The organism is Hafnia sp. HMSC23F03 (assembly GCF_001816025.1).
GTDB lineage: Bacteria > Pseudomonadota > Gammaproteobacteria > Enterobacterales > Enterobacteriaceae > Hafnia > Hafnia paralvei.
The window spans coordinates 107,263-127,709 of sequence record NZ_KV824246.1 but is presented as its reverse complement, the minus strand read 5'-3'; the positions used below and the strand labels follow the sequence as shown (position 1 = coordinate 127,709).

At 48.5% G+C, this 20,447-nt stretch carries 12 protein-coding genes and 1 riboswitch; of the genes, 7 read left to right on the top strand and 5 right to left on the bottom strand.

Annotated elements, in window-relative coordinates:
• Nucleotides 1–32 precede the first annotated feature (32 nt).
• A complete protein-coding gene (gene sinH, locus HMPREF3091_RS21550; protein ID WP_070718985.1) occupies nt 33–2,231 on the bottom strand; it encodes an intimin-like inverse autotransporter SinH in 2,199 nt (732 codons plus the stop codon).
• A 948-nt stretch (nt 2,232–3,179) separates the two neighbouring features.
• Here sinH and HMPREF3091_RS21540 point away from each other — a divergent pair.
• The 4 genes from HMPREF3091_RS21540 to HMPREF3091_RS21525 all read left to right on the top strand — a co-directional run bounded on the left by HMPREF3091_RS21540 (nt 3,180) and on the right by HMPREF3091_RS21525 (nt 12,799).
• Entirely contained in the window at nt 3,180–9,482 is a 6,303-nt protein-coding gene (locus tag HMPREF3091_RS21540) for an adhesion domain-containing protein (protein WP_168168202.1), read from the top strand.
• Between the two features lie 455 nt (nt 9,483–9,937).
• A riboswitch (TPP riboswitch) is annotated at nt 9,938–10,034 on the top strand.
• Nucleotides 10,035–10,066: 32 nt separating this feature from the next.
• Nucleotides 10,067–10,903, top strand: a complete 837-nt coding sequence (gene thiM, locus HMPREF3091_RS21535; protein WP_070718977.1) for a hydroxyethylthiazole kinase — start codon at nt 10,067–10,069, stop codon at nt 10,901–10,903.
• Nucleotides 10,900–11,700: a bifunctional hydroxymethylpyrimidine kinase/phosphomethylpyrimidine kinase gene (thiD, locus tag HMPREF3091_RS21530; protein WP_004091852.1), complete on the top strand. Its 801-nt coding sequence runs from the start codon at nt 10,900–10,902 to the stop codon at nt 11,698–11,700. The genes thiM and thiD overlap by 4 nt, the downstream gene beginning before the upstream one ends.
• Nucleotides 11,701–11,920: 220 nt before the next feature.
• A complete protein-coding gene (locus HMPREF3091_RS21525) occupies nt 11,921–12,799 on the top strand; it encodes an endonuclease/exonuclease/phosphatase family protein (protein WP_070718973.1) in 879 nt (292 codons plus the stop codon).
• A 68-nt stretch (nt 12,800–12,867) separates the two neighbouring features.
• Here the strand turns inward: HMPREF3091_RS21525 and HMPREF3091_RS21520 are convergent, their stop codons facing one another.
• On the bottom strand, nt 12,868–13,722 hold the full coding sequence (locus HMPREF3091_RS21520; protein ID WP_070718971.1) for a hypothetical protein: 855 nt from the start codon (nt 13,720–13,722) through the stop codon (nt 12,868–12,870).
• Between the two features lie 196 nt (nt 13,723–13,918).
• On the opposite strand from HMPREF3091_RS21520, the gene HMPREF3091_RS21515 reads away from it, so the two are divergent.
• Entirely contained in the window at nt 13,919–14,380 is a 462-nt protein-coding gene (locus HMPREF3091_RS21515; protein ID WP_035503059.1) for an inhibitor of vertebrate lysozyme family protein, read from the top strand.
• 234 nt (nt 14,381–14,614) lie between these two features.
• On the top strand, nt 14,615–15,250 hold the full coding sequence (locus tag HMPREF3091_RS21510; RefSeq protein ID WP_210403583.1) for a DsbA family protein: 636 nt from the start codon (nt 14,615–14,617) through the stop codon (nt 15,248–15,250).
• A 66-nt stretch (nt 15,251–15,316) separates the two neighbouring features.
• Here HMPREF3091_RS21510 and narL read toward each other — a convergent pair whose 3' ends face one another.
• Together narL and narX are read right to left on the bottom strand one after the other, a co-directional pair.
• Nucleotides 15,317–15,979 carry a two-component system response regulator NarL gene (gene narL / locus HMPREF3091_RS21505; protein WP_004091859.1) on the bottom strand — a complete coding sequence of 221 codons (663 nt, stop codon included), beginning with the start codon at nt 15,977–15,979 and terminating at the stop codon, nt 15,317–15,319.
• Nucleotides 15,980–16,010: 31 nt separating this feature from the next.
• Nucleotides 16,011–17,789 (bottom strand): nitrate/nitrite two-component system sensor histidine kinase NarX, encoded by a 1,779-nt coding sequence (gene narX / locus HMPREF3091_RS21500; RefSeq protein ID WP_070718961.1) that lies wholly within the window; start codon nt 17,787–17,789, stop codon nt 16,011–16,013.
• 328 nt (nt 17,790–18,117) lie between these two features.
• Here narX and HMPREF3091_RS21495 point away from each other — a divergent pair, with 328 nt between their 5' ends.
• Entirely contained in the window at nt 18,118–19,533 is a 1,416-nt protein-coding gene (locus tag HMPREF3091_RS21495) for a NarK family nitrate/nitrite MFS transporter (protein WP_070718958.1), read from the top strand.
• Between the two features lie 99 nt (nt 19,534–19,632).
• Here the strand turns inward: HMPREF3091_RS21495 and HMPREF3091_RS21490 are convergent, their stop codons facing one another.
• On the bottom strand, nt 19,633–20,085 hold the full coding sequence (locus HMPREF3091_RS21490; protein ID WP_070718954.1) for a hypothetical protein: 453 nt from the start codon (nt 20,083–20,085) through the stop codon (nt 19,633–19,635).
• Nucleotides 20,086–20,447: the final 362 nt, after the last annotated feature.

Here is a 20,447-nt window from a genome sequence, read left to right as displayed (position 1 = left end):
TTCGCGACTCGCTTTTATGCATCGCCACGCCATTATTTTTTACGGTACGCCACGCGCACCCCATATCCTTGGATGCCGCTTTTTTCGCTGGCTCCGAACTTTTGCTGTGCTTCGAGATTTGTACTCGGAAGCGCTAAATCTTGGTTTTCGGTGTTAGCCTGCGCACCGGTATCTCCGCTGACGCTTTTGCCAAAGAACTCCCAGCGATAATCGTACTGCGCCATCTCTTCGGCATTAAGCTGCTCCGACATCTGGAAAACGCCATCCTTGTTGTTGTCTCGCCAAAGCACAAACCGATAGGTGTTATTCAAGGGCAGATGCATATTCTCTTTATCAATCAGATTCACCGGATGGCTGATGCTGGTTTGATAGATAATGGCGCTCACGTCGTCAGCGCTTTGCCCGAGAAAGGTAATGTCGACGTAGTTGCTGTCATCGTAGCCGTTGGCCTTTGATTTCCAGCGGAAGGAGCCAGGCAGCGTACTTGCCAGTGTGATGGTTTCACTGTGTTGATCGCGGCTGGCGATAAACACGCAGGGGGTTTCATTCGTGCAGGGCTTATCGGAGAGCGTCACTTTTTTATTGTTGCTGTCGTACAGCTCGGGCATGATTGCGTCGTCTGTGAGCTTATCGCCTTTGCTGTCTGTATTGTCGCCATAAGCGTCCGTCAGCAGCAGCGCCATCACCACGCCGTCGATACCATCGGCCTGAGCGCTGGCTTCATGTTTATGTGTGCTGAGATCGGCATCGGTGGCGTTATCGACCACCAGTTCGATTTTACGATTTTGCTGTACGGTCAGCTCCACAACGCCTGAGTTTTGTTTATTGCCTTTTTCATCCGCCAGTGTAATCCGGACGCGCCAGGTATTCATGGCCGTGCGCTCGGCTTCTGTCGGCGCGTTTTGCCAAGTGGGAAGCACCAGATTCCAGCGGTTATTGTTGCCTTCGGTCAGCGTGTCGGCTCTCACTACGGGCATCACTAAGGTACGGCTCGCGTTGCTTTTCGCCTGCCACGATGCGGTGACGATTTTATAGTGATGGTTAATTAACGCATTGATAGTCCACTTACATTTTTCCAGCCCAACACCTGCTTCCGGCGTATCTTTTAGTACGCATTCCGGATGTTCGTTGATCTCATCGGCTTTCAGCCACAGAGTCACGTCCAGTGGATTTTTTTCACGGTATTCGAGAACGATAAAGTTATTACGATCGACAAAGTCATGGCGGCTCCCCGCCAAAGAATGCTGGATTTTGACGTTCTCAGGATCAAGCTGGGCATTGAGTGGCACACCCGGCTGGTAGGTCAGCATAGCGCTAACGCTCAGGTCGTTATTATTTCCCGTACCGGCTTTATAGTCTGCGCTTACCGTGAATAGTGGAACGGGGGTATAACTTAATCCTAGCGTGACTGCACGGGGATTTTTTTGCAGGTTGTCCGAGCCGAATAATGCGACTTCATCCCCGTAATACTGCTCATAGATCAGTTTCCCGCCTATCTGCGGATAAAACGGCAGCCAGCTTTCAGCGCGCACATCCCAGCCACGTGCAGGGCGCTCTTCGTAAAAATCGAGATCCGGCGAGTTTTTCCAGCCGGAGAGCGGGTGATAGTAGTTTCCAGAGAATCGCAGAAAATCAGTCCAAGCTTCGGTGCCTAAACCTAGCCTGCGATGGCCACGGGTATAATCGTAGTCATAAAAGACGTTGCTACCTAAAAGCCAGCTCCCTACATTCTGGCGAATGCCTAGTCCCGCATTGGCAATAGTTCGATCCTCTTTGCGCTGCGTAGAAAACTGGCTGAACAGCACTGTTTTCTGATCGTCAAACCAAGGAACAAAATAATCGAGGGAACTGCCTTCCAGAGAGCCGCGTTCGTCAATGGATAGGCTAGTGCGTACCTTGCCATAAGGCGACATCAGCCCTTCAATATAGGACTGTGTGTAGGAGGTGACTTGATTTTGTAAATAGCTGTGCGCCTGTGATTCCAGCGCTTCCGGCGTAAGGTTCTCAAAACCTTGGGTTGCCGAATCTGTCATATAGTCTGCGGTTTGTTCTTTAAACGATTTACCTTTTTCTTCTTTCTCTGCTTTTTGCGCAGCCTGACTGCCCAGATCGGGTAAATCTGGCGTTGATGCCTGTGCTGGCAATGTACTATTTATTGTGGGGGAATCTTCTGCTGCAGTTGCAGTCCACGAAATAAAAGTTAGAAGAATAAAAAAATTAAAGTAATTCATTCATTTTTTCAAAAAACAAATATTATGAAAGTAAATCGCGGTGTAGATAGTGGGCTAAGTATAATAATTAGTCAATGTAAAGGCATCATATAATTCAGTCTTATTTGTTTTCTATTTAGGCTAACTTAATAATAAGTTTGTAATATCTTAATCTGTTTTTGCTGCCTCTTTATAATCTCTTAATAACGCCTTAATAAATTAAGTTTCGCCATATTTTGCCTGGTGTTATTTTTGCTACATTTACACTTCTCATTTTACGACTTGTTTATTCATTTTTAGATTCATAAATTCCGCACCGAACTGTGAATGTTACTCAGTTACCCTTCAACTTTTCATGACTGGCAGGCAGAACGAGCCGTTCAGGGGACAACTCGCGCCATGCTCTCCAGCTCTAGCTTCAATCTTGGCGCACACTCAGCAACATATACCGTCGCCTGATTTATCCTCTTTTCCGCTGATGATCGTTAGATATATCACCCGATTTTAGCTCTAGTGGGGCAACATACATTAGTTATTCTGTTGTATTTAATATTGATGAATTGTGGATTTATTTACAGATACATGTCTGCTGTTTTTCATGGTGTTAATATTTTCTGCATGCAACAGGGCAATCTGATATCGTTATCCTTCAGTTTGTTGTCGGTATCTTATCGTGGCCTGTTCATTTTTGGCGAGTGGCGTTGGCTAACTTATTCAGCCACTCATCATGACCGCATTATGATGCTCGAGCGTTGCACTCATTATATGAATTTGTGGTGAATATTGTTTACCTAAAATATCTGACTAAAATTAGTCTAGTGCTACCTGTTGATTGGATATTGCCTTTTATCACAGTGCTACCGGACAACTGAACAGAATCAAATGGTAAGGCAGGGACTATTTATGTTTAGGTATCGGAAAACTAAAAGAATATTCGTACTCCTGTCTTTACTGGCTGTCTTTTGGGGCATGTCGATATTTTCTGTACAAGCGGCGCTACAATCCGGCACATGGCAAATGACGCCCGACGCCACGGGTGAAATCAACGGTACTCGACCATTGGCCGATAGCGCAGTTATCCCTGTTTATCAGGGCAGCGTACAGCTTGATCCCACACAACCTCACTCTGTTCCCTTTAGCGCTATGCCCGGCGATTTCAGCGTGGATACGGCGGCTAATCGTCTTATTTTGAATAATCCCCACGATATCGAAGGCGATATGTTTTCTACGCCGCCGGATTTGCAGTGGGAAAATCAGCAGGAACCCGGTGTAGAGCTGGTGTGGGCCGATGCGGCTACGCCGGATGTACCTCTGGACCCGCAGCCACTGAACAATAAAACTTTTTGCTTTCAGCATCTGGCGGGAAGACATCTAGTGGTGTGGCCTACGGTAGATCAATCTACGCCGCTGCCACAGCTATTCCTTTCCAGCCTCACCGGCACGCCCACCACGGGCACGGTTGAGCTAAAGGATCAGCGGGTGACGATTGATATCGCGCCGTCGCAGAATGCGCCGCTGACGGTCAGCGCCAGCCACTATGATGAGACGCTGAAAGCGGCAAAAGTGAAGGCGGGTGAAAGCATCGTTCTGACCATTGCCACCCATGACTGCGCTGGACATGTGTTGAGCAACGTCCCCTTTGTTATTACCCGCAGTAATGCGCTTGGCCGACAGGGTGCGGCTAACAATAGCGAGCCGGTGCATATCGGCAATACCGAACTGACCAGCGCCGACACCGAATATCATGGTGTCACGGACGCTAACGGTGCGGCGACCGTAACGGTGACTCAGGATGACGGGCCGGGGGTGAAAACTACGCTGAGGGTAAAACCGTCGGAAAGCAGCGCACTGGAAGAGGATGTGGATGTGATATTCACCACGCTGACCAGCCCAGACAGCAGCAAGGCGCAGATGTGGGGCCATATGCCGGAAAGTACCACGGTGCTGGGCTACACGTTTTCTCGTCCGGTGCTAGCGCAGGAGACGTCTGATGGGGACGTAACGGTTACCGATCATAATGAAATCTGGGCACAGTTTGATTGGAGCAGCGCCGACAGTCACTGTAGTGCAAAACTGCCGGATATCCGTCGGCTGAGCGCGTTGGTGGCGGCACAGGGAGCACAAAGTATTCAGGATACCCTCGGCTGGCCACTGGAGGGCGATGATTACTGGTCGTCTTCGACAGGAGAGGCGGGACAGCATCAGGCCGTGGACATGCGCCATAAAAGCGCGCAGCCCGTTGCGGACAGCGAACGCTATATCGTTAGCTGTTTGGACAAAGCCGTACCGGCGGTGGTTCCAAAGATCACTCTGACTCCAGATAATTTCGACACTACGTTGAATGCCTCGAAAACCGAAGTCGGCGACACTATTCTGATGAAGGTAGCGGTGACGGACAGTACTACTGGGGAGTCGCTGCCCTACTATTACTACAACCTAAATATTGGCACCGCACACAGCCGAAGTAATGAAACCGATGCTGTCTGGGATACGACGCCGGTGGTGGTGAGCGGTCAGTATATTCGCGTGCAAGATCCCCATGATTATCAGGGAGTGACCGACGCTAACGGCGAGGCTACCGTGACCCTGAGCCAGCCGCAGGGGGCGGGGGTTCGCACGACAATCACCGCAGAAATGCGCGCGGGGTATGACACCACCGACACCAAGGACGTGATTTTTACCGTCCTGACGAGCCCAAATACGGACAAGGCTCGAATGTGGGGTCATATGAAAAACGGGATTGTAGAAGAGGGGAACCTGTTCACCCGCCCATTATTGGTCGACGAGGGGGGGCAATATACCTCAGGTTCTTTTCAGGAAAACAATGAATCTTGGGCGATATTTGATTCGCTCGATAATGCTGAATCCATGTGCGCACACGGGCAGGTGCCCTCTGTTGCCTCATTAAAGCATCTTTATGCCACCTATTCTGGCAATAAGATTGCAACTGAATGGGGCTGGCCGACCAACACATACAGTTATTTGGCGGCAAACACGGATGGAACCCAGTATCACCGTGTTGATCTGAAAAACGGCAGTGAGAGTAGCTTTACTGGCAAATCGGCAAACGCGCTGGTTTGCTCAGAAACGGGGCTGGTGGCTCAAATTCAGGTGACGACAAACGGAGATGCGAGTCAGCGTCTGGCGAAAGCTAAAGTGGGTGAAACCGTGACTCTGATGGTGCAGACCATCAATGCGATAAACGGCAGTCCGGCACCTGAAGTGGCCTTCACTGTGGCCTCGAAAGCCTCAACCAATCGTCGGGAACAGGCGACGGGATTTGATTCTGGCGGTCCGCTCATCATTAACGGGCAATCATTTGGCAACAACAGTGCTGCGACGGGTACGTTTCAAGGGGTAACGGATGCGCAGGGGAAGGCGCAATTGGTTATTGAGCAGCCGACAGGGCCGGGTGTCAAAACGCCATTAACGATCAGTTTGGACGATTCTCGCGTTGCCAGCGCGGTGAATTATGATGTGATATTTACCGTACCCACTAGCCCAGATAGCGATAAAGCGCATATGTGGGGACATATGACCGAAACCGTTACCGTAGGGGATGATACGTTTTCCCGTCCAAGGCTAGCGGATGAATTTCCCTCTCAGCCGGGAGTCACGAATACAGAGGCTAATGAAACCTGGGGCAGGTTGACTCACCCGAATGCCAGCGCTAGCTCGGATGCTGGCGGATGTGTGGTTGGTCATCTGCCGAACACCAACCAGTTGCTCAAGCTATACAATGCTTACTCGGATAATAAGGTTCATACCGAACTTGGCTGGCCAGTCTCTTACAGCTACTGGTCATCGGTATTATCGGCTGGATCGACGGACAACTGGGATGCCGTCAGTTTGACATCCGGTAAAGTCCTGCCTAATGCGAGTAATCAGTATGACTATTTTACCTGCCTGAAAAACGCCAACCCCACGGCAGTGCGGTTAACTCCAGAGGCGGTAAATAACGCCGAGTGGTTCTATGACCTGAACGCCGCAAAGGTCAAAATGGACGACACGCTGCAACTCAAAATCACCGCAAAAGATAGTGCGGGGAATCCGGTCGCCTATACACCGCTGGTTATCTCGCGCGGCGATGATGAATCCCGCCAGTACGTCAAAGAAAGCTCACCTCTGCCCATCACAATAAATGGCGTGTCGCTCGCGAGCACCACCAGCCTGCTATATGCATCAACCGGTGATGACGGTAGCCTGATATTGAACGTGGAGCGCTCCAATAAAAAAGGTACGGAGACAAATATTACTGCAAAGCTGTTGGATAACCCTAAGGTGAGTACAAATGTGAACACTATTTTCACCGTGTCCTCCAGCCCAGATTCAGATAAAGCCGCCTATTGGGGCCATATGCCGGAAACCCTGACCGCAGCGGATGGGACGGTCTTTAAACGGCCTTTACTGTTTAAGGAATTACAGAAGACCAGCGGTTTCTCTTCTGGAACCGTCAATGATGAGAAGTGGGCGCGGTTCACCTATACCCAAGCGCAAACCAGCAGCGCCAGCGGCTGTGGTAATAGCTATATACCGGAAAAAAGTTCTCTGGATTCCCTCTACGGCGCCTACCCGAACGGTGGCATATCTTCCGTGCAGGGATGGCCAGCAGATGTGAACTACTGGAGCGGCACTGCGGATAGCAGTAGTGGAAGCAGCCGTTATTATAAAACGGTGAATCTGACCAACGATACGAGCTCCGGTGAGGCACCTACACAGGCGCGCTTGCTCACCTGTCTGAGCAAGGAGAAACCTGCCGTCCAGCAGATCGAACTCTCATCCACGCAGTATGTTGATATATTGGACGCCGCTAAAGCGCAAAAAGGCAGCGACATTGCGTTGCTGATAAAAACTAAAGATGCGCAGGGTAACCTGATTCCTAATGTACCGTTCTATGTGACCCGCAACACCTCCGTAAACCGTGCGGGAACGGCCAATACCACCACAAATAGCTATATCACCGTGGCTAATACGGGTGGACAGGTGCAGTCATTATCGACAACCACCACGAAATTTTTCGGTGTTACCGATGATAGCGGCCAAGCGATGTTGAACATTCGCCAAGATAATACCTCAGGGTTGAAAACAGCGGTGAACGTCACGCTTGATGATGACACCTCTGTGACAAAGAGTATGGCGATGATCTTTACCGTCGTCACCAGCCCAGACTCCGACAAAGCGCAGTACTGGGGCCATATGCCAGAAACCCTGACCGCCGCGAACGGCACAGTATTTAAACGCCCGGTGCTGTCGGACGAAATACCGCAAACGACCGGTGTCTCCTACTCATTAATTAATGGTGAGAAATGGGCGGATTTCCAATATGCGCTGGCGCAGAATAGCAGCGCGGGTGGATGCGGTGCAGGTTACGTTCCTGATAAGGATGCGCTGGATTCCTTGTATAGTGCTTGGCCTAATGGTGCGATAACAAGCACTCAGGGATGGCCGTCAAGCCTCAGCTACTTGAGTAATACCGTTGATGATACGTCGGTAACGAGTCGTTATTATAAGGTAGTGAATCTGGGTAACGATGTGAGTAGCAAAGTATCTTTAACTCAATATTCGTTGCTGACTTGCCAGAGCGAGGCTAACAATAACCCTGTAGCCAGCCAGTTAGTGCTTTCCTCGGCGCAATATGTCGATACGCTCAACGCAGCCAAAGCGCCAAAAGGGGATAAAATTACGCTGATAGTGACCACCAAAGACGCTCAGGGCAAGCCTGCGCCCAATACCGCATTTATTCTGACGCGTGGCACCACGACTAACCGCGCCGGCACCAAGAATACAACGTCAGCGTCCTTCATCACGACCAGCTATGCAGGTGGGCAAAGCACTTATAGTACGCTATACCTCACGACTGATAACCGCGGTCAGGCGCAGCTGGATATTTCGCAGGATAACTCAACCGGGTTGCAAACCCCAATTACGGCAACACTTGATAGCAATGCTGCCGTGACGCAGACCATGCCAGTGATTTTTACCGTCATCACCAGCCCAGATTCCGACAAAGCGAATTACTGGGGGCATATGCCGGAAACCTTTACCGCTAGCAACGGCACTGTTTTCAGCCGCCCGTTGCTGTATGGCGAATATCCGGCATCCGCCGTCAGCGATCTTAGTTCCTATGAAGGCAATGAAAGATGGCCACTGGTTACCTATGGGCAATTAGGTCCGAGCGTGTGCAGTCGAGATCAAATGCCGCTGCTAAGCGATCTTCAAACGCTGTATAACGATCACCCAGATGGCAAAATAAAGACAGATCTGGGGCTGCCCGTTGATGAACCTGTGTGGGCGGCAAACCAGAGTGCTACCAGCGTGTCGGCTTCAGCGTTAAATTATCAGTATGCGAGCTTGAGCCGGGGGACAGTCGGAAAAACAACTTCCACGTCAGCAGAATTGGCGCCGCTGTGTTTGGCGAAACCGCGCGGAGCAAAATTTACGGTCTCGTTCCCTGCTGATAAATGGAGCACGGAAAAACAGGCGACTGTCGTAGAGACTAATGAACAAGTATCCGCGACTGTGGCAGTAACAGATGCCTCTGGGAAGCCGATCCCCGGCATTCTTGTCAGAATATCGTCGGGAGCAACTTTTAACCGTCAAGGCGTCTCTATTGCTAATACTTACAAGAGAGTGACGGAAACATTGCCGATACAGGGGATGGGGTATGTGTCCCCCGGGGGGGGCTATAACGGCATTACTGGCGATGATGGTAAGGCTGTCTTTGATATCGACCAGCCATACTCCGCGTCGAAAGCAACGCTGACATTTTCTCTTGATACGGTAAGTGACGTTAAAACACAGGATTTCATTGCTACGACGAGTAACAGTCCCGACTCACCGTATGCCAACAATTGGGGCTCAATGGCGGAGACAATAGAAGTCAATGGCGTGACCTATAAACGTCCCGTATTGGCGGCAGAGTTTGGTACGCCCCCAGCGGGGAAAACCGCGTCTAGCGCCTTAATTTCAGAGGAGTTGTGGGCGACTTTCACATTGCCGAGTTCATCGAAAGTGGATGTGAGTGATGCCTGTGGCTCTTCCAATAAAAATGCTCACCCGCAGATAGCGGATATCAAAGCGATGTATAGTAGTAAACTGATTGGAAGCGGTGCCGCAGCGGGATGGCCTTATGCTGCGAATGGCGACAATAGAGGACGGTACCTAGCTTGGAACTCGGATACCGATGGATATCAACTTGTTGATATGTCGTTTGGTGCAGTAACGACCGTGTCGGCGAACGATAGCGTACTGGTCACTTGCCCAGCGAAGTAATTTGTTATGTGCTGAATATACGAAGAGCGATTTATTCGCTCTTCGTTTTCAGTCATTCGTAGCGGTAATGTATTACGCAAATTAAAAGTGAAAAAGTTTTAGCCATCAAACATGATGTGATTAAAGAAAGGTTTTTTTCTTGAAAGTCATGTAATAGATATATTGCGCTACAGGGTTCTGATTATTAACGAAACACCTCAATTCAGTAACCCACCCCCTATCTTTATTTTTCTTGTAACGCTCTATGTGGTGAGTTCCACAGGCGTATTTAGGGCAGAAAGATTAACGTCGTTTCGTTTAAATAGTCTGAATAACAAACATTACGGTGTGATAAAAATACGCTAAATCCATATGAACTGAGATTAGCTTAACTTGGTTTACAAGACTTCCCGCTGGCATTACTATCCTGAGCAAGGATTAATGAGAAGCATTAATCGCAATACGTTGATTTTGATTTAAATGACTCGGGGTGCCCTTCTTTGTGAAGGCTGAGAAATACCCGTATTACCTGATCTGGATAATGCCAGCGTAGGGAAGTCAGATGCTTTAAGGCATCGTCTTCTTGACCGCCGGTTGGGAGGAATATGTCTATCACGTCCAATATATGCCCCACCGACTTACCCATCGATTTTCCCGCAGACCGTGCCGTAGCCGTTTTTACTCAGTTCCGCGCTTGTGCCCCGTTGGTGCACTGTCTCACCAACGAAATCGTACAGACGTTCACCGCCAATGTCTTACTGGCTTTGGGAGCATCACCCGCAATGGTGGTCGAGCCTGAAGAGGCTGCTCAGTTTTCTTCCATAGCTGACGCTTTGTTGATTAATATTGGGACACTGCATGCGCAACGAGCGCAGTCGATGCTGGCAGCCATTGCCTCGGCCAAGCAAAATCAAAAACCTTGGATTTTAGACCCCGTAGCCGTTGGGGGGCTGACCTATCGTACCGAATTTGCTAATCATCTTTTATCTCTGCAACCTGCGGTGATTCGCGGGAATGCTTCTGAAATTCTCGCGTTAAGCGGAACAGCTCCCGGTGGCCGCGGTGTTGATAGTATTGATGGCTCTTTGGATGCCTTGCCTGCAGCGCAGGCTTTAGCGCAGCAAACGGGCGCTATCGTTGCTGTCACCGGCGTGACGGACTACGTCACTGATGGAGATAAAACCTACGCGGTTAACGGTGGTGATGCATTGATGACGCGCGTTGTCGGCACTGGTTGTGCACTCTCCGCCGTGGTGGCGGCGTTTAGCGTTCAACAGCCAGATAGGTTGTTGGCGGTGGCGACTGCGTGCCGAGTGATGTCGCTGGCCGGTGAGCGAGCGGTGCGTCATTCATCCGGTCCCGGCAGTTTCATTCCCGCTTTTCTCGACTCTCTGTATCAACTTTCCCCGCAGGATTTTTCACGTTCAGGAGATATTCAATGAAGCGAATTAATGCACTGACTATTGCAGGAACGGATCCGAGCGGTGGTGCGGGTATTCAGGCTGATTTAAAAACCTTTTCAGCGCTGGGAGCCTATGGCACCAGCGTGATTACCGCACTGGTGGCGCAAAATACCTGTGGAGTACAGTCGGTTTACCAGATTGATCCCGTGTTTGTTGGGGCACAGCTAGATTCTGTATTAACCGATGTTCGTATCGACAGCGCGAAAATCGGCATGTTGGCGAATGCTGAAATTGTTGCGCAGGTTGCTCAGGCGTTAGAGCGCTACACGATCCCCTTTGTGGTTTTAGATACCGTTATGGTGGCAAAAAGCGGCGATCCACTACTGGCACCTGAGGCCGTACAAGCGGTCCGTGAACTGCTACTGCCCAACGTGGCACTGATTACCCCTAATTTGCCGGAGGCCGCGGCCTTGTTAGCTTGTCCAATGGCGACAAATGAAGATGAAATGCGTCGACAAGGGTACGCGTTGCTTGAGATGGGATGCCAAGCGGTGTTGATGAAGGGCGGACACCTAAGCAATAACGAAAGTCCTGATTGGCTGTTTAGCGCTGACGGTGAGCAACGGTTTACGGCTCCCAGAGTTAACACCCGACATACTCATGGCACCGGATGCACGTTATCTGCGGCGCTAGCTGCGCTGCGTCCTCGGCACCATAGTTGGAGTGAAACGTTATTCATGGCGAAAAATTACCTACAAAATGCGCTGGAAGCCGCGGATTCATTAGAGGTCGGGCAAGGGATTGGGCCGGTGCATCATTTTCATCAGTGGTGGTAAAAGGCTGAGGTGCCAAATGAAGAGAGGATTTTTGTGTAACTCGCTGATTTATATTGTGTAAATTTAAGCGAAATTGCATGAAAACTGTGATGTAACACGAGGTTTAGATATTTAGCCCTCCGAGTTAAGTGTGACCTTTCTTCATCTTTGATACCAAACAGTTTTCGCTTGGAAATCGTGGTTATCATGTACTGGCAAATAAATTAACCAGGTGACATTAATGAAAAAAATAATTCTAGGCCTTATTCCATTTGTTGTTTTTGCAGCCCATGCCGATACAAAGGTTCTGACTCCGGAAAAAAATGGCACGCCAAATAAAATCTATAGCGAATCTCAAGCTCCTCAACTGACTATTGCTAACTACAATATGGCTGCGGCAAGAGTATCCGATCTCAGCACGCTTGCTAAAGCGATTAAGGCGATGAATGCTGACATTATTTCGTTGAATGAGGTCGATAAAAATACACAGCGCAGCGGAAAGGTCGATCAAGTTGCCGAGCTCGCTAAGTTAACGGGTATGCATGCTGCATTTGGTAAGGCGATTGATTTCGAAGGCGGTGAGTACGGCGTTGCGCTGCTTTCCAAATATCCAATCGATAAGCAACAGGTGTTTCCTCTGCCATCAGGAGATGGGGAGCAGCGAGTTTTACTCGTGACCCAAATTCAGGTGCCACATTTTGATTCCCCTATCATCATGATGAGTACGCATCTTGATTGGCAAGAAGACCCTACGATCCGTTTACAGCAAATACGTGAGATAGAAAATGTGACGATCGGGAATACCGACTCGTCGTTCAATAATATCGCTTCATCGATTAAACTTTTGGCTGGTGATTTCAACGATACTTACAATGGGCCTGCAATTAAAGAGCTTGAACGCTATTGGAACCCGTTGGTTGTTGAAGGGGCTGATATGAGAACGTGGCCTGCAGCGAATCCTGCTCTCGACTTAGATCACCTTTTTGCTTTCCGTGGACAGCAGTGGAAAATTGAAGAGCTTACGGTTCCGAATAAGAAAGCAGAATGGAAGGCCGTGAATTGGCCGGTTGCCAGCGATCATATTCCAGTGATTGTTAAGATGAAGCTATTAGAGCAATAAGATGACGTGATTGTCTGAGGATCTCTCTCTTCATCGAGAATTTCCTCAGACATATTCATGCCCAGCCTTTATTCCCGGGTAGTCACCAAGCTAAATAGCGCTTTGGCTCTTTGTATGTGTGCTGCATCGAAACGATTGAGCGTGAAAAATTGCTCGTTTTTCCCGGGGCGAATCGCCAAGGCTAACTGTTTCTTCCCCTGTTCATCCCGTAGCCAGCCATAAAGATAGCTGCCAATTTCGTCTCCGTCGTGCCAGCTAATAATGACCGATGTGCACGGCGAGGTTTCTCCAGCCGGTCGGGTTGCAATAAAAAGCTCTCCCTGCCATAGACCACTAAATTCATCGTCTTTTTGCAGCTTTTTCCCATTACTGGCCAACGTATTCGCGAGAGCATCAGCCTTATCTTCGGTAACTTCCGTTTCAAGCGCTTGCCAGAGCGGGTAGTCGTTTTCAACCTGATAACAGGCGGCACCAAGATAGTCGTTAATATCTCGCCACTGCTGGTTCACGGTTTCTTTCATCTCTGCATCCAGAATATTGCGATACTGGATCAGTCCGCCACCGTTTTCGCCTAGCTGCTGGTAGGCAATTAATGCCATGATGCGAGGCTTACGTCGAAATGTTGCCCACAGTAGAAACTTGGGAATACGGAAGGTGATGGCCTGCACGCTAAAGCGAAAATGCCCCGGCCGAGTAAGCATGAAACCGTTTGAGGTACCGCGCTTATCTTGGTAATTGCGGATCATCACCAGTGGACAAAGCCCCATCCAACCCGTTAGATAATGTTCTTTCATCGAGCCGTTCAAATCCAGATCGGCCACCATTTGTGAGATCTTATCTTCCTCGAGCTTATTCAGTGGGTGCGCAAGCTCGGCGCTGTGAAGGCTTTTATCAAGTGGTGGCAACGATGGGAGCGTGAACATATTCCTGTTTCTCAAGTCGATTCTGTTGGTTGATAGCTTACCTTAAGTTGTCATACCAACGTGAATTTCCCGCTTTTTTGTCCTAACTTTCGTGGTATGGATCAACTTTTGACTCGTCGCGTGGTCATATAGAATATCTGTATGTTTTTAATGGTTAGATTTGCATTCAATATTAAAGCAGCAAAGGATGTTGACTATGATTGATAAAAAAATGCTTAGAATCGCGTTGTTTGGTGCCGTACTGGGGATCAGTTCGTCCAGTTTTGCTGTAGATATCCCTATTTCAACGTCGGAGCTGGTACAGCAATCAGGCTATCAACAAACGTGGCAAAAGATGGTGAAGGGGCAGAAAAATTTGCCCGTTTGGGCCCGTAAAGGTGCTGGTACCTCAAGCCCTCCTGAGTGGGTAACGTGGCAGGGCAAAAAATATCAGATCGGGAATATTTGCAAACCCCACGACTGCGCCAATAACTTTATGTATGTGGCATTTAGTAGCGATAAGAAGCAGGCATGGGGCGTTCGTGTGGAAATCACGGATACTCCAGATGCGCTTGAACACCCAAGCAAGTATGCAAAATATCAGTGGCTGGGTAAGCCGAACGAGCAGGTGAAGGCGATGCTCACTAACCAAATTGAAAGCAAGCCAGACTGGAAATAATCTGTCATAACGTACTTTTGTTATATATTTCCCGAGTATTAAGAGTGCTCGGGAAATAAAAGTTTTAAATTTCGACTCTTTTTATGGTTATTTCTATCGAAATTATCAGCGAGCAATTAATACTCAGGTTTGTATTTCTGTGTAATTAACCGTAAATAAGGCGTGGTTTTTTTCGTGTTGATGCTAACATTTTTGCCGTTGTTTCACTCTCTAATAACGGTAATGCTCAAACATATGAAAAAGTATCTTTTGATGGCGTTGTTCAGCGCATTCTCATTATTCGCTTTTGCGTCGCATGCAGCGGATTACCAAGAAGGCAAACAGTACGTAAAACTGCAGAATAAAGTACCGAATGCCCCAGCAGTTGTTGAGTTTTTCTCCTTTTATTGTCCGCCGTGCAACCAATTTGCCAACGTATACAAAGTAGGGCAAGCGGTGAATGAGCGCTTACCTCAGGGCGAAAAGGTGGTGAAGTATCACGCTAGCTTCTTGGGCGTGATGGGAGAAGAGCTTACCGAAGCATGGTCTATTGCGATTGCTTTAGGCGTTGAAGACAAAGTTGAACAGCCACTTTTTGACGCCGTGCAGAAGAATAAATCAATTAATAGCAAAGAAGATATCCGCCAGGTATTTATTAAAGCAGGTATTCCTGCCGAAGAATATGATGGGGCAGCGCATAGCTTTATGGTGAAATCGATTACCGCTAAGCAAAAAAATGCACTTGAAGCCTTCGGTGTGCGCGGCACTCCGTCATTCTACGTCGATGGTCAATATCAGATTAAAAATGATGGTATGCAGTCGAAGACGGTAGAAGGCTACCGCACCGAGTATGCCGATGTAGTGAAATTCCTAATCGATCACAATAAATAAAACCCTCTTTTAATAAAAAAGCCCGTTAGGTCATCTAGCGGGCTTTTTGGTTATTTAAATCTCAAACTAAAATACTTTTTCTTGTAACACCCAAACGGCAGCTTCCACCCGTGATTTTAACTTCATCTTTTTCAGCAAATGTTTGACGTGAACTTTTACCGTGCTTTCGGTAATCATGAGTTTGCGTGCGATCATTTTGTTCGGTAGCCCTTGGGCAATTAGCTTCAAAATGTCACATTCGCGCGGTGTTAACTGCTGGACGTCACGCTCAGAGGAAGGTCGGCTTTCACGCAGGCTAGCGGCTAAAACGGGGGTGAGTGCCTCGCTGAGCACCACCTGTCCAGCGGCGGCTTGATGTAGAGAGCGCAGCAGATCTTCTGGTTCCATATCTTTCAGCAGATAGCCATCGGCACCGCGCTTTAGCGCGCTGATCACATCGTCTTCATGGTTGGAAACGCTAAACACCACCACACGGCCAGAAAGCGTGCGGGTGCGCAGTTGATCCAGCGTTTCAAGCCCATTCATACCAGGCATATTGAGGTCGAGCAAAATCAAATCAGGATCGAGTTTTTCAGCTAATTCGATACCTTGTTGGCCATTGCTGGCCTCGCCAATCACCTTGAGCTGTGGCTCTAAGCTAATGAGCTGTTTTACGCCGCTACGCAGCATCGGATGATCGTCAATCAATAAAATGGTGTATTGATCGTCTGGGGCTAATTCGGAATTCATCACTCTCTCCTCTAAACCAGATGCCGCGGAATTAACGTGATTCCTGCGGGAAGATGACGCGCACTTCCGTGCCGCCGCTCTCTCGGCGCGAAATGGTACATTCCCCGTTTAGGCTATTGGCGCGGTCACTCATAATCACTAACCCATAGTGGTTGTGTCGCTCAGGTGTGTCGCTTATGCCTAGGCCGTTATCTCGAACGTACATAACAATGTCGTCATTTTGCATCGCAACGCTGATATCTACCTGCGTTGCCTGCGCATGCTTAAGAATGTTGCTGAGTGCCTCGCGGGCTATTTGTACTAGATGAATTGCCTGATGCGGTGGTACAGACTTAGCGGGAAGCTGATAATCCAGATGAATATCGAAGCCAAAGCGCTGATTAAATTCGGCTACGGTGACCTGTAACGCTGCCAGCAGCCCAGGTTCGCTGAGCTTAAGTCGGAAAGTGGTGAGCAGTTCGCGTAGCTGACGGTAAGCTGCATTTAGCTCCTCACGCATCTCTTGAAGCTGCTCCCGAATATTATCGGGCAGAGTCGTCGATTGCATCTGTAAGTAACTGATTTTCATCTTGAGACAGGATAAAGACTGCGCAATGGAATCATGCAGTTCGCGCGCGATGGCGGAGCGCTCTTCCATCACCGCAAGCTGCTGTTGCTGGTCAGCCTGTTGCTCTAACGCCAACGTGCTGGTGATCTGTTCTGCCAGTGTCATCATCAACTGTTGTTGCTCTGGCTGAAGGCTAAATCCGTCAGGCAGTTGCGCAAGTATCAGACCATACTTACCGGCCTGATCGTTGAGCCGCCAGCTTACGGTGTGACTCGGCGCAGTATGCAGGCGCTCGGGCTGATTGAGACACTGCACACAGTGCGTATCGGGGCAGCGCAATGGGCGCTCCGTCTCAACACAGTTCAGTTCATCAAACTGCTCATCGCTGTTATTTTCATAAAGGCGAATTTGTAACGAGTGCAGCGGAGTGAGTTCCTGTAACTCGGTCAGAACAGGGAGTAAGCGGGAACACAGTGGCGCACGCGAATGTAACTGGCGACTGGCTCGGTAAAGATAAGAAAGCACCTGATTTTTCTTTTGCAGGTCATTCGTTTTTTGTTCGACGAGCTGCTCAAGTTTGCCATACATCAGCGAAAGTTCTGATGACATGGCATTCAGCGTTGAACCAAGGATGGCCATCTCATCTTGATGCGCGGTTTGCTGAAAGCGTTGGCTGAAGTTTCCTTGCCCGATAGTTTGCGACATGCTCACCAACTGACGCCAAGGGTGTAGCAAACGGCGGCGTAAATAGAAAACGGTTCCAGCCAGAAGTAGCAACGTCAGCAGGATAAAGATTTTCTGTACCACTCCGACCATGGTTAAACGTTGTTCGGTTTGATGATCGATAGAGGAAACCAACTCATCGAGATGCCCAACAAATCTCACTACATTTTCTCTGGCGTCAGCGGGGTGTTTAGATGCAATCAGCGCAGGGCGCAGCTGCTCTTGCCAGTAACGCTGTAGCGCAGTGAACTGATCGTTGAGATGTTCTTCTCTAACCGCAGAGAGCAAGACTGGGCTATTTAACGATTTCTCTAGCTCATCGAGATAGCGTTGATTGCTGTTGTTTAACGGTACCATCGATAACAGGCGATAACTCTGCATACGCAGAGAGCCAGACGTATTAATCGCATGGGCATTACCCTGAATACTTTGTGCCATCCAACCTGAAACGCTCATTCCTGCAATGCCGATGACACCCAGCAACAGCATTAAAACTGCCACCTGACTGACAATTGAAAAACGGGCACAGAAATGTTTCATAGCGATTTACCGGCAGTCGAAATGAGTCAACAAAGGGAAAAGATGCCCTTAAAAAGTCTTTTTAAATCATCCTAGCGCATAACCCCATACCCATAAGGAAGTAACCCTTAATATTTGCCTATGCTACTCACACAGTGAATGCCATTTTTTCCCGCTTTTAACCAGATGATTCTTCAGAAATATTTACCATAAAGCCGACTACTCATTAAGGGAGTTATGGCTAATTACGGTAAATTGCTACCTTACAGCAGCTTGATTTGTATCAAGTTTGCTCAGGTGCGTGATGCGTACAACTCCGCTACTTAACCGGATAAACGCAGAGGTTTATATGACACAAGCATCCGCTCCAGACTTAAAGCAAAAAGGGGGCGTGATTCAGGACTGGCGCCCTGAAGAGCCTGAGTTTTGGCAGAAAATCGGCCAGAAAACGGCTCAGCGTAATCTATGGATTTCAATTCCCTGTTTATTACTCGCTTTTTGCGTCTGGATGTTATTCAGCGCAGTGGCGGTAAATCTTAACAAAGTCGGTTTTAACTTCACGACCGACCAACTGTTTATGTTAACTGCGCTACCGTCTGTTTCTGGCGCTATTTTGCGAGTGCCATACTCCTTTGTGATCCCTATGTTTGGCGGGCGTCGCTGGACGGCAATCAGCACCATTTTCTTAGTGATCCCATGCGTATGGCTGGGTTTTGCCGTGCAGGACCCCTCGACGTCGTTTAGCGTGTTTGTGACGATTTCCCTGCTGTGCGGTTTTGCTGGGGCAAACTTTGCTTCCAGTATGGCTAACGTTAGTTTCTTCTTCCCGAAAAACAAACAGGGCGGAGCGCTGGGTCTAAACGGTGGTTTGGGCAATTTGGGCGTAAGCGTGATGCAGTTGATTGCGCCTATCGCTATTTCAATCAGCATTTTCGGTATTTTTGGTGGTACGGGTCATACTCAGCCCGACGGCAGCAGTTTGTGGTTGGAGAATGCGGCTTGGATCTGGGTTCCTTTCCTGATCATTGCCACGCTGTTTGCCTGGTTTGGAATGAACGATCTGGCGGCCTCTAAAGCGTCTTTGAGCCAGCAGTTACCGGTATTAAAACGTGCACATCTATGGATACTGAGCGTGCTCTACCTCTCGACCTTTGGTTCATTTATCGGCTTTTCTGCCGGTTTTGCCATGCTGTCGAAAACACAGTTCCCGGATGTGGTGATTTTGCATTATGCGTTCTTTGGGCCTTTCTTAGGTGCGTTAGCTCGCCCAGTGGGTGGGGCGTTATCCGATCGCTTTGGGGGGATTCGCGTCACTCTGATTAACTTCGTATTGATGGCAATTTTTGCCGCGCTGCTGTTCTTGACCTTACCAACGCATGGTATCGGTGGATCATTTATCGCGTTCTACAGCGTCTTTATGTTGTTGTTCTTAACCGCGGGGTTGGGCAGTGGTTCTACTTTCCAGATGATCGCCGTGGTATTCCGTAAAATCACGATAGATAGCGTCAAGGCACGCGGAGGGAGCGATGAGCAGGCTCAACGCGAAGCGGTCACTGACACTGCGGCAGCATTGGGCTTTATCTCTGCGATTGGGGCAGCGGGTGGTTTCTTCATTCCGAAAGCGTTTGGTACTTCTCTGGCGCTGACGGGGTCACCTGCAGGCGCAATGAAAGTTTTCGTGGTGTTTTATGTGGTCTGTATTCTGATTACTTGGTTTGTTTACGGGCGTAATTTGAAGACGTTAGCGACTAAAAAACCACGCTAATTTTTTCATCAATATATAGAAAATCCCCGGCTAAAATGGCTGGGGATTTTTTATAGCTAGCGTGAATTGTTTGGGGTCTTTTATCTAATATCACACTTATTATTCGCCGTAGACCGCGTTTAAGTTTTCGTTGGTAGTGCGTGAGTTTGCTTCAGGCGCGCTCAAAGCGCCGCAGCGATAGTTATGCCCCCCGAGAGAAAGCAAATAATTACCGGATTTATCTGCTCCCCAAAAGATATTGGTGCTAGTGGGAGACGTTTGCTTAACCAGTTCATATTTATTCGCTTTAGCGTCATACCAAACGGGGACGTATTGGGAATATTTACGGTAGTTAATAAAACCATGCTGTGAATAGAAGTAATCCCATGACTTCGTTTTATGATTAATCAACCCTATTACGGCATGACCGCTATCGACGTCTCGCACCGTCAGGCTGATATTTTTGCCACACTTCTGGCGTTCAATGGGCGCACTCGTATCGGGTTCAATAGCACTGGCGAACAGTGGAAACACGATTAAAAAGGATAGCAGCACGGGTTTTATCGTGATCATTAGGATCAACCTCAAGGATGAAAACAGCTTCTGGAAGAGATATTTTGTCCAGAAACGGATATTTTGCCGCGAGATGCTGATATGTCTGGCGAAAAAACACAATACGTTATTTTCATACTGTTACTATTATGACCAATATTATCTGAGTTTGCTTTAATTCAGCCCCCCATTTTTTATTTTCAGCGTTAAAAACGGCTACCTACCCCCAAATAGTCTCCTACCTCAAATTTCACTCAATAAAATCTAAATGATTTTAAATAATCTTTATTTTTCATATGAATACATGATTTTTCTGTTGTTATCCTTTGGTGGTATTTCGCGCACCTTGACGTTATGACCTCCCATTCTGCCTTGATCGCAAT

Excerpts from the sequence above, each read along its gene's own strand:
- narX (WP_070718961.1), bottom strand. The coding sequence starts at position 17,789 with ATGAAACATTTCTGTGCCCGTTTTTCAATTGTCAGTCAGGTGGCAGTT.
- sinH (WP_070718985.1), bottom strand. The coding sequence starts at position 2,231 with ATGAATTACTTTAATTTTTTTATTCTTCTAACTTTTATTTCGTGGACT.
- thiD (WP_004091852.1), top strand. The coding sequence starts at position 10,900 with ATGAAGCGAATTAATGCACTGACTATTGCAGGAACGGATCCGAGCGGT.
- thiM (WP_070718977.1), top strand. The coding sequence starts at position 10,067 with ATGTCTATCACGTCCAATATATGCCCCACCGACTTACCCATCGATTTT.
- HMPREF3091_RS21525 (WP_070718973.1), top strand. The coding sequence starts at position 11,921 with ATGAAAAAAATAATTCTAGGCCTTATTCCATTTGTTGTTTTTGCAGCC.
- HMPREF3091_RS21490 (WP_070718954.1), bottom strand. The coding sequence starts at position 20,085 with ATGATCACGATAAAACCCGTGCTGCTATCCTTTTTAATCGTGTTTCCA.
- HMPREF3091_RS21495 (WP_070718958.1), top strand. The coding sequence starts at position 18,118 with ATGACACAAGCATCCGCTCCAGACTTAAAGCAAAAAGGGGGCGTGATT.
- HMPREF3091_RS21515 (WP_035503059.1), top strand. The coding sequence starts at position 13,919 with ATGATTGATAAAAAAATGCTTAGAATCGCGTTGTTTGGTGCCGTACTG.
- HMPREF3091_RS21510 (WP_210403583.1), top strand. The coding sequence starts at position 14,615 with ATGAAAAAGTATCTTTTGATGGCGTTGTTCAGCGCATTCTCATTATTC.
- HMPREF3091_RS21540 (WP_168168202.1), top strand. The coding sequence starts at position 3,180 with ATGTCGATATTTTCTGTACAAGCGGCGCTACAATCCGGCACATGGCAA.
- narL (WP_004091859.1), bottom strand. The coding sequence starts at position 15,979 with ATGAATTCCGAATTAGCCCCAGACGATCAATACACCATTTTATTGATT.
- HMPREF3091_RS21520 (WP_070718971.1), bottom strand. The coding sequence starts at position 13,722 with ATGTTCACGCTCCCATCGTTGCCACCACTTGATAAAAGCCTTCACAGC.